At 41.4% G+C, this 17,153-nt stretch carries 14 protein-coding genes, 2 pseudogenes and 1 riboswitch; of the genes and pseudogenes, 7 read left to right on the forward strand and 9 right to left on the reverse strand.

The genetic code is table 11. The features are described from left to right. Nucleotides 1–94: 94 nt before the first annotated feature. Nucleotides 95–463 carry a replication termination protein gene (gene rtp / locus CJU60_RS04180; RefSeq protein WP_010334473.1) on the reverse strand — a complete coding sequence of 123 codons (369 nt, stop codon included), beginning with the start codon at nucleotides 461–463 and terminating at the stop codon, nucleotides 95–97. 304 nt (nucleotides 464–767) lie between these two features. On the opposite strand from rtp, the gene CJU60_RS04185 reads away from it, so the two are divergent. Further along, on the forward strand, nucleotides 768–1,985 hold the full coding sequence (locus CJU60_RS04185) for a cytochrome P450 (protein ID WP_095713043.1): 1,218 nt from the start codon (nucleotides 768–770) through the stop codon (nucleotides 1,983–1,985). Between the two features lie 30 nt (nucleotides 1,986–2,015). On the opposite strand, the gene CJU60_RS04190 is transcribed toward CJU60_RS04185, so the two are convergent. Beyond that, a complete protein-coding gene (locus tag CJU60_RS04190; RefSeq protein ID WP_059293344.1) occupies nucleotides 2,016–2,732 on the reverse strand; it encodes a 3-ketoacyl-ACP reductase in 717 nt (238 codons plus the stop codon). Between the two features lie 149 nt (nucleotides 2,733–2,881). Here CJU60_RS04190 and CJU60_RS04195 point away from each other — a divergent pair, with 149 nt between their 5' ends. The 3 genes and pseudogenes from CJU60_RS04195 to CJU60_RS04205 all read left to right on the forward strand — a co-directional run bounded on the left by CJU60_RS04195 (nucleotide 2,882) and on the right by CJU60_RS04205 (nucleotide 4,605). Then, entirely contained in the window at nucleotides 2,882–3,187 is a 306-nt protein-coding gene (locus CJU60_RS04195; protein WP_095713044.1) for a DUF948 domain-containing protein, read from the forward strand. 68 nt (nucleotides 3,188–3,255) lie between these two features. Further along, nucleotides 3,256–4,034 (forward strand): annotated as a pseudogene (locus CJU60_RS04200) (hypothetical protein). 43 nt (nucleotides 4,035–4,077) lie between these two features. Next, nucleotides 4,078–4,605 carry a GNAT family N-acetyltransferase gene (locus CJU60_RS04205; RefSeq protein WP_095713045.1) on the forward strand — a complete coding sequence of 176 codons (528 nt, stop codon included), beginning with the start codon at nucleotides 4,078–4,080 and terminating at the stop codon, nucleotides 4,603–4,605. Between the two features lie 380 nt (nucleotides 4,606–4,985). Here CJU60_RS04205 and CJU60_RS04210 read toward each other — a convergent pair whose 3' ends face one another. The 3 genes from CJU60_RS04210 to CJU60_RS04220 form a co-directional block, all read right to left on the reverse strand. Beyond that, nucleotides 4,986–6,230: an MFS transporter gene (locus CJU60_RS04210; protein ID WP_095713046.1), complete on the reverse strand. Its 1,245-nt coding sequence runs from the start codon at nucleotides 6,228–6,230 to the stop codon at nucleotides 4,986–4,988. Between the two features lie 93 nt (nucleotides 6,231–6,323). After that, nucleotides 6,324–7,802 carry an FGGY-family carbohydrate kinase gene (locus CJU60_RS04215; RefSeq protein ID WP_095713047.1) on the reverse strand — a complete coding sequence of 493 codons (1,479 nt, stop codon included), beginning with the start codon at nucleotides 7,800–7,802 and terminating at the stop codon, nucleotides 6,324–6,326. Between the two features lie 16 nt (nucleotides 7,803–7,818). Next, nucleotides 7,819–8,841, reverse strand: a complete 1,023-nt coding sequence (locus tag CJU60_RS04220; RefSeq protein WP_095713048.1) for a 2-hydroxyacid dehydrogenase — start codon at nucleotides 8,839–8,841, stop codon at nucleotides 7,819–7,821. Between the two features lie 97 nt (nucleotides 8,842–8,938). Continuing rightward, nucleotides 8,939–9,030: riboswitch (SAM riboswitch) on the reverse strand. 148 nt (nucleotides 9,031–9,178) lie between these two features. On the opposite strand from CJU60_RS04220, the gene CJU60_RS04225 reads away from it, so the two are divergent. Then, on the forward strand, nucleotides 9,179–11,221 hold the full coding sequence (locus CJU60_RS04225) for a molybdopterin oxidoreductase family protein (protein ID WP_095713049.1): 2,043 nt from the start codon (nucleotides 9,179–9,181) through the stop codon (nucleotides 11,219–11,221). 112 nt (nucleotides 11,222–11,333) lie between these two features. After that, complete coding sequence (locus CJU60_RS04230) at nucleotides 11,334–11,630, forward strand: hypothetical protein (protein WP_024121653.1); 297 nt, start codon at nucleotides 11,334–11,336, stop codon at nucleotides 11,628–11,630. Nucleotides 11,631–12,066: 436 nt separating this feature from the next. Here CJU60_RS04230 and exlX read toward each other — a convergent pair whose 3' ends face one another. Continuing rightward, the gene (exlX, locus tag CJU60_RS04235; protein WP_044155645.1) at nucleotides 12,067–12,765 is read right to left on the reverse strand and encodes an expansin ExlX; all 699 of its coding nucleotides are present in this window, start codon (nucleotides 12,763–12,765) and stop codon (nucleotides 12,067–12,069) included. A gap of 281 nt (nucleotides 12,766–13,046) precedes the next feature. Further along, nucleotides 13,047–13,724, reverse strand: a complete 678-nt coding sequence (locus tag CJU60_RS04240; protein ID WP_095713050.1) for a YoaK family protein — start codon at nucleotides 13,722–13,724, stop codon at nucleotides 13,047–13,049. 169 nt (nucleotides 13,725–13,893) lie between these two features. Here CJU60_RS04240 and CJU60_RS04245 point away from each other — a divergent pair, with 169 nt between their 5' ends. Next, entirely contained in the window at nucleotides 13,894–14,931 is a 1,038-nt protein-coding gene (locus CJU60_RS04245) for a polysaccharide lyase family 1 protein (protein ID WP_095713051.1), read from the forward strand. Nucleotides 14,932–15,229: 298 nt separating this feature from the next. Here CJU60_RS04245 and CJU60_RS04250 read toward each other — a convergent pair whose 3' ends face one another. Both CJU60_RS04250 and CJU60_RS22135 read right to left on the reverse strand, forming a co-directional pair. Continuing rightward, nucleotides 15,230–16,003: an acetoin reductase gene (locus tag CJU60_RS04250; protein WP_095713052.1), complete on the reverse strand. Its 774-nt coding sequence runs from the start codon at nucleotides 16,001–16,003 to the stop codon at nucleotides 15,230–15,232. 248 nt (nucleotides 16,004–16,251) lie between these two features. Then, nucleotides 16,252–16,564 (reverse strand): annotated as a pseudogene (locus CJU60_RS22135) (thymidylate synthase); the annotation flags it as partial. Between the last annotated feature and the right edge of the window lie 589 nt (nucleotides 16,565–17,153).

Consider the following 17,153-nt stretch of genomic DNA (forward strand, 5'->3'; position numbering starts at 1 on the left):
TCACTATTGATTTGTATTGTTTCATTTCGACAAATATGTATAATGAAAAACAGAAAACACCCGATACTCGTGACTATGCCGGGTGTTTTCTATGTTAAAAATTATCTGACAGTGCTTTTTCAATCAGTTTCTTGCAGCGATCCAGCTCTACTTTCAGCTGTTTTTTATACAGCTTGGCTGCCTCGTAATCTTTAAATTGATAGAGGACCACTTCTTGGAGCTTAGCCCCTTCTTTCTTTACTTTGATTTGTTTTAATATCCCATCATCAAGAAGCTCATGCAAAGACCGGTAAACCTCTGTATGGTTTGGTTTAAAACCAATCTCTTTAAATTCTGATCGAAGCACTTCCAGAAGCTTTAACCCGTAAAGTCTTTTCTGCTCAGTCATGGTAATCATATAAAGCTTCAAAAACGCGCGCTGCTTGACTAAAAATCCAGTGGAACTTCTTTTTTCTTCTTTCATCGGTCTGCACCCCTTCTCTGTAAACTGAGAACACCATGTACTAAATATTCAATTTTTTCCTGTTGTTCTCCTTCTTCTATTCATAACATGATCATCAAGTTATTTTGTGTTTGGTGTTTGTATGGCTGGTGGGAATAGAAAAAGATAAAATGAACATTTGGTACATAGTTTGTTTGGTTCATTATAACTTGTTTTCACTATGATCTTCAATTTAAAACTATTGTCCGTTTTACATTTTCTTCAATATATGTCCGTTGAATTGAAAAACAGCCTTTGATAACGTAGCGATAAAGGAGATGATAAAATGACAAAGCAAACAGCGCGCCCTGCCAAAGAAGAACGTTACGCCAACTTGATTCCCATGAAAGAATTGCAATTCGAAAAGGATCGTCTTTTCCCCTTCCCGATTTATGAAAAGCTTCGGAAATCGTCTCCTGTTCGCTATGACAAACAGCGTGATTGCTGGGATGTTTTTAAGTATGATGACGTTCAATTCGTCCTGAAAAATCCCAAACTTTTTTCATCCAAACGCGGCATACAGGCAGAAAGCATTTTAACAATGGACCCTCCGAAACATACCAAATTACGTGCACTCGTCAACAAATCGTTTACTCCAAAGGCAGTGAAACAAATCGAAACCCGCATAAAAGACGTTACAGCATTCCTCTTACAGGAGGCGCGGCAAAAAGACACAATCGATATGATAGATGATATAGCAGGCCCCCTTCCTGTTATTATCATTGCTGAAATGCTTGGAGCACCGATTGAAGACCGGCACATCATCAAAACATACTCCGACGTGCTCGTTGCCGGAGCGAAGGACAGTTCAGACAAATCTGTCGCTGACATGGTTCAAAAACGCCGGGACGGCCACGCTTTCTTAAGTAACTATTTTAAAGACATTCTATTAAAACGACGGGCCCAGCCAAAAGAAGATTTGATTACGATGCTTTTGCAGTCAGAAGTCGATGGAGAATATCTAACAGAAGAGCAGCTGCTCGGTTTTTGCATTCTACTTCTTGTCGCGGGAAACGAAACGACTACTAATTTGATCGCGAATGCTGTTCGCTATATCACGGAAGACACAGCCATGCAACAACAGATAAGACAGAATACAGACTATGTGCCTAATATAATAGAAGAAACACTCCGCTATTATCCGCCTGTTCAAGCCATCGGACGAGTTGCAGCAGAAGATATAGCGCTTGACGGAGCATTGATAAAGAAAGGATCTTCCGTTATCAGCTGGGTCGCGTCAGCCAATCGGGATGAAGCTAAATTTTCTGAACCTGATCGTTTTATCATTAACCGCCCCTCCTACCCCCATCTCAGCTTTGGATTCGGAATTCACTTTTGCCTCGGCGCACCATTGGCCAGGCTTGAAGCAAAAATCGCTCTTTCCTCCCTCTTGTCTATGTCAGCTTATATTAAAAAAGCTGATGATGAACAGAAACTCGAAGCGGTACCAAGTCCTTTCGTGTTTGGTGTTAAACATTTACCTGTGCGGATTGAATTCAAATAAAAAAAGCCTGTCGCTAGACAGGCTTTCGTTTTACGGATTTGTTGACCACAATCCTGCAGATTTAATGAAAATACGCGGATCTAATTTCAATTGAGCTACCATATATTCAGCAAGATCCTCAGGCTGCATAACCTTTTCAGGATTACCGTCTGTCAGGTTCAGTTCAATCGACATATCACTTGCGACAGTGCTCGGCGTTAACGCGCTGACTCTGATATTATGCTTTCTCACTTCTTGCATGAGAGATTCTGTTAACCCAAGAACGGCAAATTTGGATGCGCTGTAAGCGCTTGTGACAGCTGCTCCTCTTTGGCCGGCTGTAGAAGAAATATTAATAATGTCACCAGCTTTGCGTTCAATCATTTCAGGAAGCACCGCACGAGTAACATGGTATACACCCATTAGGTTCACTTGAATGATATTTTCCCACTCATCAGCGGATAGATCTAAGAATCCGCCAAACTTGCTGATTCCCGCATTGTTAATGAGAATATCAATCTCGCCAAGCTCCTCTTTAATAGAAGCCACAGCTTGATCAACATGCGCCGCATCCTTTACATCCGCAGCGGCAAACGCAGCTTTCACACCAAGTGCTTTTACTTCTTCTGCGACTTTCTCAACATTGGCGGCAGTTCGTCCGATTAAACCGATATTTACGCCTTCTTTCGCAAGCGCAAGAGCTGTCGCGCGTCCAATCCCTCTGCCTCCGCCTGTGATAAGAGCAGTTTTATTTTGTAAACTTTGCAATTGAAGCACCCTTTCTTTGTTTACATATGTACGATAACACATTATAAGCACAAGAAAACCAATACGCAAATCATATGAACTGACCAGATAACATTTCACCTGATTATAATAGGCGAAATAGGGTATGACATTAGAAAAGGGGTGAACATATGGTTATCGTTTATATCAGTATCGCAGTAATAGCCATTTCAATCATTTACTTAGGGATAAATGTGATTCAAAACAAGAAGAAAATAGATCCCGCCATGAAGGAACTCACTGCAGTTACGCAATCCATGCAAAAACAAGTTGAAATGGTAAAAACGGAAGCACAGCAGCTGTCTCAAAAACAAAAAATGATTCAGTACGATGTTGAAATGAAAAAAACCGCGTTGCAGCAGACTGCTGCTGAAGTGAAAGAAGCCCCTCAAGCAGCTAAAGAGGTGTGGCACGCAGGACATTTGAATAGAGGTTAAATATGAATGATATCCCGTTGTAACGTTTAAAATGGACAATGGGATATCATTTTTAGGGAGGTTCACCCATGATTGGAAACCGCAGCGGTTTAGCAGCATTTGCAGAGAAATTAAATACTCTTCCGGTATCAAGACCGCTTTCGAAAACGGATTTGCTCACTTCCCCATTTCGCATACACCAAGAAAACGCGCTTGAAATGTACTATTCACCTCATAATGAATATATCAATCAAGATGCTTCAGCTGTGATGTCAGGCATAACGCCGGGTTTTTCACAGATGAAAACAGCTTATGAAACAGCCGCAGAAAGCTTGCGCAAAGGCCGATCTCTAGAACAGATAGCTTTAGACACCAAAAAAGCGGCAGGACTTTCTGGAACTATGAGAGATAACCTGATTACGATGCTGGATCAATGCGGGCTGCCGCAGGTTTTAGGCATTCAAAGCGCCGCACAGCTTTTCGGCGACTTGCGCCATATGCTTCACACCACTTCTGTTATCAAATACCCTGTTTTCATTCAACAGAAAAACTATACAGGACATCGTCCGGCTATCCCCCGCTCATCTATGCTAAGCACTTATGCATATAAGCATTTTCCCGCTGAACTTGAAAAGCTATCGAGCCCTGCTCTTCTTATCCCGCTAGGCAAAGCAGCCGAAACAGTCTGTGAAACACTGATCAGGGAAAACAGCAAATGGCGGCTGACCTGCCTACACGGCTTCCCTCACCCATCGGGCGCGAACGGCCATCGAACGAAACAATTTAATAAAAACAAAGAGGAATTAGAAAAACAAATCCGCTCCTTTGCTTCATCAAATTCGATTTCGTTATAGAAAAGAGGAAATAAAAGGGATATGATAAACCTACATACACCATAAGGGAGGGATTCGGTGTTTCCTGAATTAGAAACCGTCAGGCTTATTCTAAGAGAGTTGACAGAGAAAGATGCGGAAGCCATTTTTACTTGTTTTTCAAACCATGGCGTCACACGCTACTACGGACTTGATCCCTTTGAAAGTATAGATCAAGCAAAAACAATGATTCATCAGTTTGCCGACAATTATCAAGAAAAGCGGGGAATACGGTGGGGAATTGAAAGAAAAGACACCAAAGAACTCATCGGTACGATTGGCTTTCATGCTTTGGCCCCCAAGCATAAACGTGCAGAAATCGGTTATGAAATCAGCCCGGCGAATTGGCGAAACGGCTATGCGTCAGAAGCCATTTTAGAAATTGTGTCTTTCGGCTTTGATATCCTTGAACTAACGAGAATCGGTGCAGTTGTTTTTATGGAAAATGAAGCGTCAAATCGTTTGCTGTTAAAAATGGGATTTGAAAAAGAAGGCGTATTAAGACAATTTATGTACCAAAGCGGTGTCCCTTATGATACAAATGTTTATTCTATGATAAAATCATGAAAATCAGAGAATGAGCAGAGATTATAGCTGCTCTTCCCTAAGTCTCTCGTCTGTTTTCACTCCGCAGGGTATATTGCAGAAACAAGATAAACTGAATGCTATCCAACGAATTTAGTTAGCGTGCAGCAACTGGCTGCGCGCTCACACTTCCTGTCACACACCGCTTTGCCCCAAACCCGCCACTCGATCATGTGCTTTTGAAACATCATCCATGAGAGTTTAAAAAGCGATATAAGTGCAGAAGCGATCGCCCAAACTATTTATTGAGCGGACTCCTAATGATAAAGTCCCGTCCAGACAATCATTTGCGCGGCACTCTGTAACTGAAACCATTGCTGAAAAAAAATCATAAAAAGCTTCCTGTTTCAGGGCGCTTTTCATCAGGATGCATATTGAGGGGAAGTCTCTTTCTGTACTTCTTTTTCTTCAGGTAGCTTAATACATTTCGTCATGACTGCACTCGCAAGATAAAGCACCGCAAAAATCCAGACAACGCCTTGTGCACCAATGAGTCCGATGAACATCCAAGCTAAAGCAGGTCCGACAAATGCCGATAAGCCGGCTGCGAGGTTCAAAACGGACATGGCGGCTCCTTTGTCTTTTCCGGCAACTGTCGGCACGATCGCACCAATCGGCACGTAGCCTGCCAGCAAGCCGCCCCAGATAAAGCCGATGATGCTCACAACCGCCACATTCCCGCCTGAAAAAACAGGCGCATAGTATAATAAAACAGTGAAAATGCCGCAGCCGACTCCTCCAAACCAAATGACGGTGTTTTTCCATCCGAATTTATCACCGACAATTCCAAAAATGAGGTTAAATACAATGTTGCCCAGAAAAATCGTTCCCCAAATCTGCAGCCACACATTAGTTGAAATGCCGTGCTGAGCCATGTGCATCGGCAAAAACACAGGGAAACCATATGTGCCGATGCTGTTGATGATTCTAATCATTCCTCCTGTCAGCACCCGCGGATTGGTAACAAGAATGGTAACCCCTTTTAAAAGCTCCTCCGCCGTTTCTGATCTTTTTCTTTTCTTTTTTCCAAACCGGTCTTTATTAATAAACAACGCGAAGACTGCACCGAGGCATACCCAGAAAATAGAACTCCACAGCGTATTTAAATAACCAAACGTTTTAATTGCATAACTTGAATACCAAGCACCGAAAACAAACATGCCCAGACAATACGCAATCCAAAACCAGCCGACAGCTGTGCTGAGCCTGTTCTGGGGTGTTCTGTAGATGACCCATGTCAAGAAGGAATAAGCAAAAAGCGGGTATCCTAAGCCTTTAATAAAGTAAGTCACATACATGACAGGCAGATTTAGCTGTTCAAATCCGAAGACGATAAAAGCCGCTGTACCGATCACATAAAACAACAACCCCATAAACATCGTCCGCTTTGCGCCAAATGCTTCCAGACACACACCCGAAAACCATGAAGCGATGGCCAGTGAAATGCCGTATATACTAAAAATCGAAGCGGATTGCTGAACGGTGAGCCCATTTTCAATCAGAAAAGGACTGAGCCATCCTTGTTCAAGACCGTCTCCCATCATAAACAGCACAACCCCTAAAAACCCCCATGCCAGCCGCTTTGGTATACCAATTTTATCTAACATATCTGTATCCTCCTTAGATGCTTATATCAATTACCGCATTACCTCATTAAAGTAAGAAAATGTATAATTCCTCAATTAGCAGCAAATTCCGCCTTATACTAATACCTTGTTTCCCGATGACGGCTCTAACCCTGAAAAGAAGCGTTGGACCTGCTTCCACTCCTCGTATAAAGTCATTTCTATCCGGCAATCCTGCGGTTCTATCACCCGAACACTTCCAGACATTTCTTCGGTCAATCTATAGGCCTCATTGCAAACCACCGCAGCACCAACGACTGATGCCTGACTGTACCCTTCTTTGACATAAATTTTTTTCTGAAGAAGATTGGCGATATATTGTGTAAATGCTCTGCTTTGGAATCCGCCTGCGCAACCCCACACATAGTCACGATCAAACGGAGTGATCTCTGTTAAAATGTCAAAGTTCCATTTGATTGAACATGCAATCTCCTGTAAGGCCGCGCGTACAAAATGCGCTCTGCTTAAATGGGCTGAAAGCGGTACATCAAAGAGAAAGCCGCCTTTCGTCAGGGCGTTTTTTTCTGCCGATAAATACGAACCGAGGGAAGATACACATGCATGATCTTCCTTAGCAAGAGCAGCAATCTCTTCTTCCATCACATCGTACGGTTCATTCGGATAGAAAATATCCTTTAATTTTTGAAAATTCAGACCTGTTACCCCGGGATTTGTCTCCGCAAGCCACTGTCCTTGATCTGTGTGGCAGTTCAGCCAGGCTTTATTTTGTCTGTCCTCATGAATTTCATCAATAATTTTGGTAATCGGTGTTGTCGTACCTGATACAATGACTGCGTCTCCGAGAGCAGCACCAGTGCTTTTGACAGCAAGCTGTGTATCTCCCCCACCCGCTATAACCTTCGCATGATGTGATAGTCCCAATTCTGCCGCATACTCATCTGTTATCGATCCAATGACTGTTCCCGCTTTTACTAGAGGCGGAAGAATAGATGGCGAGAAACCGAATATATTGCACATCTCTTCTGACCATGTATTTTGTTTTACATCAAACAGCAGCGTTTCCGTCGCCTGTGACGGTTCATATGTCAATACTCCGCTCAACTGATACGTCACCCAATCACTGATGCTTGTGAAGCTTGCAGTTTTTTCCCATAAGGAGGGCTGGCGGTGCTTTAAACCATAAAGCTTGAGCGCTGAAAAAAGCGCAGTCGGCAGACGGCCTGTTCGGCTGTATACTTCTTCCCGATTCGGTATGTTTTCCTCCCACTCCCTGCCCCGATTGTCAATGTTGGGCAGACCGAGGAAAGACTCACCATTTTGATCAAACAGCACGATCCCCTGTCTTTGACTTGTTGAAGTGAGACCAATAATTTCAATATGATGAGAACGAGAAATCGCACGTTTAGCCAGATTCATGATTTGATTCCACAGCGCCTGTGGAGAAAAATAGCGGCTGTCCGGGTAAAGCGGCTCGGTCGTATATACAATGTCCTCCCGTTCAACCGTTTGAACGCTTCCCGACACACTTACGACCGCAACTCTAGCATTGCCAGTGCCAATGTCAAATACGAGATAACCTTTTTGTTTCGTCATCCTGATGCCCTCCTTTTTACACCTCTGCTTTAAGATCGTTTTTGTTATATAAAGTCGGAATATTGAGAGTTTTTTCATCCTTCCACTTTTTAAGCGCTTCGTTCAGAATGGTAACGTGATGATCCTCTACTTCAAATGTTGCTCCTGCTAAATGCGGTGTTGCCAGAACATTAGGCAATGAAATAAATTCATAATCCGATTGCGCTGGCGGCTCATGATAAAAAACGTCTAATATCGCACCTCTGATTTTACTTTCTTTCAGTACAGATAAAAGATCCTCTCGGTTTACCACGACAGCTCTTGATGTATTCACGAAAATGGCGCTCTCTTTCATCAAGTCAAAATACGGCCGATCAATGAGGCCAAGCGTATCATCTGTACGCGGCAGATGAACAGAAACGATATCACTATCTGAAAAAACCTTCTCCAGAGATACTTTTTCATATTGCGGATAATCGTGCTGTACGTATGGATCGTAATACAAAACCTTGCAGTCAAACGCAGTCAGCAGTTTTGCAATTCTTTGCCCAACCGCTCCGAATCCGACCATACCCACGGTTTTTCCTGTTATTTCATTACCTTTGAATTTGGCATACGCCTGCAAATAATCGCTGTTCCATTTTCCATCCTTTAGCCATTGATTAGAGGTATTCGTATGCCGGAGAAATGAAATCACATTTCCAATAAACATTTCAGCAACAGCTTGTGCGTTGCGCCCAGGTGTATAGAAAACCGGAATGTCTCTGTTTGACGCTGCTGCCACATCAACATTGGAAGGCATTCCCCTGCATACTCCCACAAATGAAAGTTCCGGCATTGATGCAAACACGTTTTCTGTCACCTGATCAAGCTCAGTAATCAAACCCGTCGCATTTGATCCTTTTAATAGCTGAATCAATTCATCTTCCCTGTATGCCCGGCCGTTTTCTTTCCAAGACTGATAAACAACGGAACCGAACAATTCTTCAAGCTCTTTTCGTCCTTCTTCGTTGTACGGTGCTGTAATCAAAACCGTCATGATGCAAAACATCCTTTTCATCGTTATTTTTCACACAAAAAAATCTCTCTCCAAAGATGGAAAGAGATTCATGTATAGGCGCACTCTGCCACAGACAGAAGCCGGTATAAACCTTACTTTCCTATCTTTCAAGCTGAGGCTTGCTGGAATTGGCACAATAATGTTGCCGAGGTTTCATAGGGCCAGTCCCTCCACCTCTCTTGATAGAAAATGTTTTGTATGTAATTTTCAGAATTGAGAATACGTTAATCATAAAGAAGACCCAGATTGATGTCAATGTCTTTTTTTCAGAATTGACGTTATCATTCGAAATGTTATAATTCTTACAATATATCTAACTAGGGAGAGGAACTGGGCTATGAAATCGTTCGCCACTCAACAAAACGGCATTTTTAAATCCGTTTGCTCACTGGACTGCCCGGACCAGTGCGGATTGCTGGTACATAAAAAAGACGGGAAAATTGTGAAAGTGCAGGGTGATCCTGATCACCCCGTGACAGCCGGAAATATATGCAACAAAGTACGAAATATGGCTGAGCGCCTCTATGATGAAAAGCGGCTGACGACTCCGCTGAAACGAACAGGTGTGAAGGGCGAGGCAGAGTTTAAACCAATTTCTTGGGAAGAAGCGATTGACACCATCACATCCCGCTGGAAACAGCTGATTGATGAAGAAGGAGCTGAAAGCATACTGCCTTACAGCTTTTACGGCAATATGGGAAAATTAACGGCTGAAGGAATGGACCGCCGCTTTTTTTACCGCTTGGGCTCAAGCCAGCTTGAGCGCACGATTTGCAGCAAAGCAGGATCAGAGGGCTATAAATATACCATGGGTGTGAGTGCTGGAATCGATCCTGAAGAAACGATCCATACGAAACTGTTTATCTTTTGGGGAATTAACGCAGTCAGCACAAATATGCATCAAATTACAATCGCCCAAAAAGCACGGAAAAAAGGCGCAAAAATTATTGTGATTGATGTGCATAAAAATCAGACAGGGCGTCTAGCAGACTGGTTTATTCCTATAAAACCCGGTACCGACAGCGCGCTTGCCCTCGGCATCATGCACATTTTATTTAAAGAAAATCTTCACGATGAAGCGTTTCTTTCAAAATATACAGTCGGCTATGAAGAACTGCGCGAGCATGTGAAACAGTACCATCCAGAAAAGGTATCCCTGATCACTGGTATCAGTACCGACGATATCTATCAGCTGGCAAAAATGTATGGTGAAACCTCCCCTTCCTTTATCAGAATCGGAAACGGCCTTCAGCATCATGACAACGGCGGAATGATTGTAAGAACGATTGCCTGTCTTCCGGCAATTACCGGTCAATGGATGCATACAGGAGGCGGTGCCATCAAGCATAACAGCGGGATTTTAGAATATAACACCACCGCGCTTCAGCGTCCTGATTTACTGAAAGGCCGCACACCGAGATCGTTTAATATGAACCAGCTGGGCAGAGTTCTTCTGGAAACAGACCCTCCTGTTCGCTCCCTCTTTATTTATGGGACGAATCCAGCCGTTGTGACGCCAGAAGCGAACAAAGTCAGACAAGGCCTCCTGCGGGATGACTTGTTCACCGTGGTTCATGATTTGTTTTTAACAGAAACGGCCAAATATGCGGACATTGTACTGCCCGCTGCATCTGCTTTTGAAAATACTGATTTTTACACCTCATACTGGCATCATTACATTCAGCTGCAGCAGCCGGTTATTGAGAAATACGGAGAAAGTAAGTCTAATACTGAGGTATTCCGGTTATTGGCTGAAGCAATGGGATTTACGGATCAGGAGCTAAAAGACTCAGATGAAGATTTAATCCGCCAGGCGCTTCGCCATCCGGATAATCCTTATTTAGCAGAGATTACTTATGAATCACTTACTGAACGTTCGTTTATGAAGGCGAAGCGTGAAAAGCCGCTGTTTCCGGGTACATTGCCGACACCGAGCGGAAAAATAGAATTATATTCAGAAAAAATGAAACAAGCCGGTTTCCCGCCGTTACCGACACATACGCCGCTTGCGCCGGATCATGAATTCCCGTTTATGTATGTTCCCGGGCCGAATCATAATTTCTTAAACTCAACGTTTTCCAATAATGCAAAACACGTCAAACTTGAAAAGACACCGAAACTCTTTATCAACACGATAGATGCCGAAAAACACGGCATCACTGATGGTGAAGCCGTACGGATTTGGAACAGCCGAGGTGAGTGTGAACTAACCGCCGCAGTCGGAGAACAAGTGCTTCCAGGTGTTGTCGTCAGTCAAGGATTATGGGCAGATGAACCAGGCAAAAATCAGCTTGTTAACGCCCTAACCCCCGACCGCTTGGCTGATATGGGCGGAGGCGCCACTTTTTTCTCAGGCCGAGTGCAGATTGAAAAAGCATAGAAACCGTCCAGAGCTTGCTCTGGCGTTTTTTTTGTGTACACAGTCAACATAAATGAAACCAATGGTATAGATTGACCGTATAACATGACGATTACATAATGGAGGCATACACATGGACGTTTTTTTAGGAATCGGTATTGCATTGGCTGGATATTTTATCGGAGAAGGATTAAAGCATATTAACAACCCAAAAGCTAACGAAAAAAATGACATCATGCTGATTAAAGAACGAGATATTTACTTTTACATCGGGCATTTTTTAGGAATAACCCAAGCGGAGGCGAAACTCTTAGCAAAGGATCTCACAGACCTCCCTCATATTGATATTAACGGAAAAAGATATGTGCAAAAACATATCTTAAGAGAATGGGTATTAACATTAGGAGAGAAACAACAAGCGAAAGATTAATGCGAATTTTTCAATAAGACGAGCTATGAAATTTCTTTCCCAAACACAACAAAAAACAGGATTGGAAACGCTTTTTGATCAATTTATTGGTTCTTTAGTTATTTATTTAATTTGAAACCAATCAACACATTAACGAAAGCAGCCCACATATGCAAATATTGATTTTTACTTATCAAGTATAGGTATTGCTGTCTTTGGTAGAGGGGTTGCCAAATGAATACAGAGTCACCATCTAGCATCCAAGTAGCTGAAAGACAAAGACCAGTCGCAGGATTCGTTTAGCCCTTTTTCTTGAGCAGGACTTTTCATTTAAAATGTTCCTCTACCGTTGCTGTGCCAACTTGCATAAGTAAGTCACAACATTCTTATTTCATAATCATTTGCACGTATAAAAAAACGGCGGAAAATTTAGATTTTCCGCCGTTTTTCAAAGGTTTTATTCAGGAAACTGAACATGCCCGGGAACTGTGTACGCCCCAGATGTTCCGTTTGCAGGAAGCTTTGGAATCGTGTCTTTTACAACTTTTCCTCGAATGTCAGTGATTCTGACTTTAAGAGAGCCCGTTCCTAAATTGGTGCTGAGGAAATGATTATAGTCCGTTTTCTCCATGTTGATCCACTTTCCGTCTTTGTAGTATTCCATTTTCATAACGGGATACTTGTGATTTCTAACTTGGATTGCCGCCCACCACTGGCTGCTGCCTTCTTTAATCCGGTATGTGAAATTGCCAGTGATTGGCGCTTTGATCACACGCCATTTGATTTTGATTTTTCCATCTTTCATAGCACCGATTTTGCTGAAGGCATTGGGTGAAAGATCAAGGGCTCCTGGGGCACCCTCAGGATATAGATCGGTAACATAGACGATCGTCTTCCCCTTTGGCCCTTCCACTTCAAGATAAGAGCCGGCAAGAGCGGCTTTCACACCGCCGTAATTAAGATCCTTTGGGTTAATTGCCGTAATCTCCATGTCAGATGGGATAGGGTCAAGAAGGAAAGCTCCTCCTGAATAGCCTGATCCGGTATAGGTTGCATAGCCTTCGTGCAAATCGTTATAGGCTGCCGAAGCCTGCGGGCAAAAACAAAGAATCATCAACATAACCACGCTAATAACAGCACTGATCTTCTTTTTCATAGACATCCTCCTAATCCAAATTTCGAATGAGAATCATTATCATTGTAATACTCATTCGATATGGATTGAAAGAGGACATAGATTCATAGATTGATTTATGCCTAATTCACTATTCTATATATATCAAAGGGTGCGTTTTATACGACTATGTAATACTTATGTTCAGATGCACATATGAGCCAAAATTCTTGTTTCATTAATATGGATAGCTATAGTGAGGATCTGAAGTATATCAGCTCAAAAAATTCCCATCCCCGCTTGAAATCGCAAGCGGGAGAATATCACTTTACCTTTTGCAACTTGGTCAGAGCAGTAAGTATAATACCTAAAATGAGCACAATCGGAAACCAGATAATAATGTAATGAAAATGTGGATCTGCAAAAGCTACAATAACAGCCCCCACACAATATAATATGATGGCCAGCGCCCTTAACACAGCATCTCTTAAGAATGTTTTATTCTGTTTAGAGAAAAACAACCGGCCGGAAAGATCCTCTAAAAGAGAAGCCAATGTTCCGGTCAAAACTGTAGAAGAAATGCCTGCAATCCCCAGTTGTTTAGCTGCTGTTGTTTGTATCCCCATGGCAATACTCAAAAGGATAATAAGGATGTACACCGGAACGAAAGCAGCAGATATTGAAAGACAAGCAAAAACAAATAAAATGAACGCTTCAATTGCCAGAGCTTTTGTTACAGCGGATGGCCAAAATGTTTTCTCTGCCTTTCCAACAATGATCGTGCTAACAATCACTCCCACGATAAAGCCGATTAGCGCAGTTAAAGAATGAAAAACAGTGACTTGAAGAGATTTTCCGATTGCTAATCCCAATAAAACGATATTTCCCGTCATATTAGCAGTGAAGACGTGTCCTAGGCTTAAATAACCGATTACATCCACGATTCCCGCTGTTAAACAAAGAAGAGAAAGCAAAGTGTTTCGATATGCTGCAGCAGTCAATGGTGTATCAATCCTTTCGTGTGGTTCCAACTGTAACTCTTTTATTTGCATCAAAAAACATATAAAATCCCGGTTTTGATCAGGAATATAGACTCTATTCTTACTGTTGTCCAACTGTAATAATAATCCATATGTAAATTATTTAAATTTGAAAGGAAGCTGAGTGGCTTTGAAACGATTTTCTTTATTATTTGCCGTATTAAGTTTATTATTGCTTCTCTTGCCTGAAAAAGCTTTAGGCGCCGTCGATTTTCCAAATACCTCGACGAATGGCATTTTAGGTTTTGCCGGAAATGCAAAAAATGAAAAAGGAGTCTCTAAAGCCAGCACAACCGGCGGAAAAAACGGCCAGATCGTTTATATCCAAAGTCTAAATGATTTAAAAACCCATCTGAGCGGATCAACACCTAAAATTTTAGTGCTTCAAAATGATTTAACCGCTTCTTCAAAAACAACGGTAACGATTGGTTCAAATAAAACACTTGTAGGTTCTTACGCTAAAAAAACGCTGAAAAATATTTATTTAACAACATCTTCTTCATCCGGAAACGTCATCTTTCAAAATCTGACCTTTGAACACAGCCCGCAGATTAATGGAAATAACGATATACAGCTTTATCTAGATTCAGGCATCAACTATTGGATCGACCATGTTACATTTTCAGGACACAGCTATAGTGCTGGCGGAAGTGACCTGGACAAGCTGTTGTATATCGGTAAATCAGCTGATTATATCACCATCAGCAACTCAAAATTCGCAAATCATAAGTACGGTTTAATTTTAGGATATCCTGATGATTCCCAGCACCAATATGACGGCTATCCGCACATGACCATCGCCAACAACTATTTTGAGAATTTGTATGTAAGAGGCCCGGGGCTGATGAGATATGGCTACTTTCATGTCAAAAACAATTACAGCAACAATTTTAACCAAGCAATTACCATCGCGACAAAAGCAAAAATATATTCTGAATACAATTATTTTGGAAAAGGCAGCGAAAAAGGCGGAATCCTTGATGACAAGGGCACCGGATACTTTAAGGATACAGGAAGCTATCCATCCTTGAACAGGCAATCCTCACCGTTGACAACATGGAATCCAGGCTCCAATTACAGCTACCGGGTACAAACTCCGCAGTACACAAAAGAATTTGTCACAAAATATGCCGGATCACAAAGTACAGCATTGGTTTTTGGCTACTGACACAAAGAGGGCTTGCATAACGCCAAGCCTCTCTTTATGGCTATGTATTGTTCGTCTGGCTTGTGTCTAAAACTCACATGCGCCACGATGTTGCTTGTCCAACATATCATTCCTGCACAAGATGAACATGCTGACGGACCAAATATTTTTTTGCCAACATGTTCACTCCATTTTCATTGAATGAACACACGGACCTCTGAATTGCTTTTCTCATTATACAACTAGGTCATTATGGTTTCATCTCAAACAAAAAGAATCCATTTCTAAAATGGATTCTTTTATTTTACTGTACATTCTATCATCTATAAACCAGGCCGCCATCAGTTAAAATAGCTTGACCGGTGATATAATCTGAATCATCTGAAGCTAGAAATGAGACTAAATTGGCCACATCTTCAGGTGTTTGATATCTTTTTAGAGCAATGTCTGAAGAGAATTTTTCAAAAGCTTCTCCTGGTTTTAAATCATCGCTATGTTTAACCATTTCCTCATCAATGCGATCCCACATTTTTGTTTTTGCAACACCAGGACAATATGCGTTAACTGTTATTTGATATTTGGCTAACTCTTTAGCAGCTGAATGTGTAAAAGATTTCACTGCGTGCTTCGTTGCGGAATATGTGCCAAGCATTTCAAATGATTCGTGACCTGCTATACTGCATGCGTTAATGATTTTGCCTTTTGTTTCTTGCTTAATGAACTGATCAGCAGCTGTTTGAGTACCAAACACAACGCCATTGACATTAACCTTGAACAATTGATTCAGTTGTTCTTCTGTTATTTCTAAAAATGGCGAAACTGTCTCAATGCCTGCATTGTTTACAAACACATCCAAACGGCCAAATGTATCTGCCGCTGCTTTAACTAAATTGAATTGGTCATCACGCTTGGATACATCCCCTTTTACTCCGATAACATGATAGCCTTTTTCTTTGAAGTCTGATACAGTTGCATGCAGCAGTTCCTCGTTAATATCATGCAGAACGACACTAAAACCATCCTTGCACAATCTCTCTGCTATCCCTCTCCCTAATCCGCCTGCGGAACCAGTAACTATCGCTACCTTGGTCATAAATATTCCCCTTTCGCAATGAGGTATAGTGACGATATATTTATTTTAACAAATCAGTGTTTCTCCACATAATGTAAACTGCTGTCTCAAAAGAAAGCTTGTATTATATTAATTAATTCAAGTTGAAATCATCGTGTGTAAAGTAATAAAGTTCTTCACTTCAGGATTGATCCCTTAATTGAAATGATCTATAGGACGTGTGTAACCGAGCCCTCATTATTGTTAAAGATATGGACATCGGGCTCTTATCCATTTTCTTTAGTATTCATGTGCTGTAATACATTGTATTGGATTTCATTAGACCGGTACCCAATGTTTCATTGCTACGGTCTTACCCCTAAATGTAGTTTTCCTTGCTTAACATACCTTTGAATTTCGTATAAGCATAGTGTAAATGCCATTGAGTTTAATTGGTCTTGATTCCAAAGCATGCGTAATGAAGGTCGCTCTTTAACTGATGAAGAAGATCATCGACCTGGTCAACTTTTTCATCATTTAACATTTAATTTTCTTAGCAAGCTTATAATCATATGTATTGCCGCTGCTGCCGTCCTCTTGTTTCTTTGTAATTCTTTAAGCTGCAAGCTTTTTCTGGCTCCTACTTGGTTTAAATTCTTCAACTGAGATATCTTTATTTATAATTGAGATGTATCGTTTATCAAATAGAGTTATCCCAATTTACTTCCTTTTTTATCAGATTCTTAATTTTTAATTTATATAATGTGGTTTTAAAGAGGAGAAAGTCCCCTCTTTTACACTGGTATTTCTTCATAACATAATCTGTCACATAACTCATAGTTGCCGCCAGTTTGATACATGCAACGTTGATAACATCGTTGTGGATCATAAGAGATTGTTTGGTATTGAGGCACATGATAATTCAGGTAGTAAGGTATTTGTGTATACCAAACTGGATATTGTCTAAACACATCGAACCCTCCATTCGCCCCTCTAGTTTACTGTATTGTATTTACCTCACAGCCAAATGTCATTTGTCCAAACGAAATTAGGCATTCTTTAGAGCCATTGATCTTTTCGCACATTTAGTTGATTTTTTATTCTTTAACAATTGATCAATTCAATATCACTCCAATCATTTTCAACTTTGACTCATATGAGCAATAAACTTCTCCTCAACCGTTTCTTAAAA

This window comes from Bacillus sp. 7705b, assembly GCF_002289525.1.
Classification (GTDB): domain Bacteria; phylum Bacillota; class Bacilli; order Bacillales; family Bacillaceae; genus Bacillus; species Bacillus halotolerans.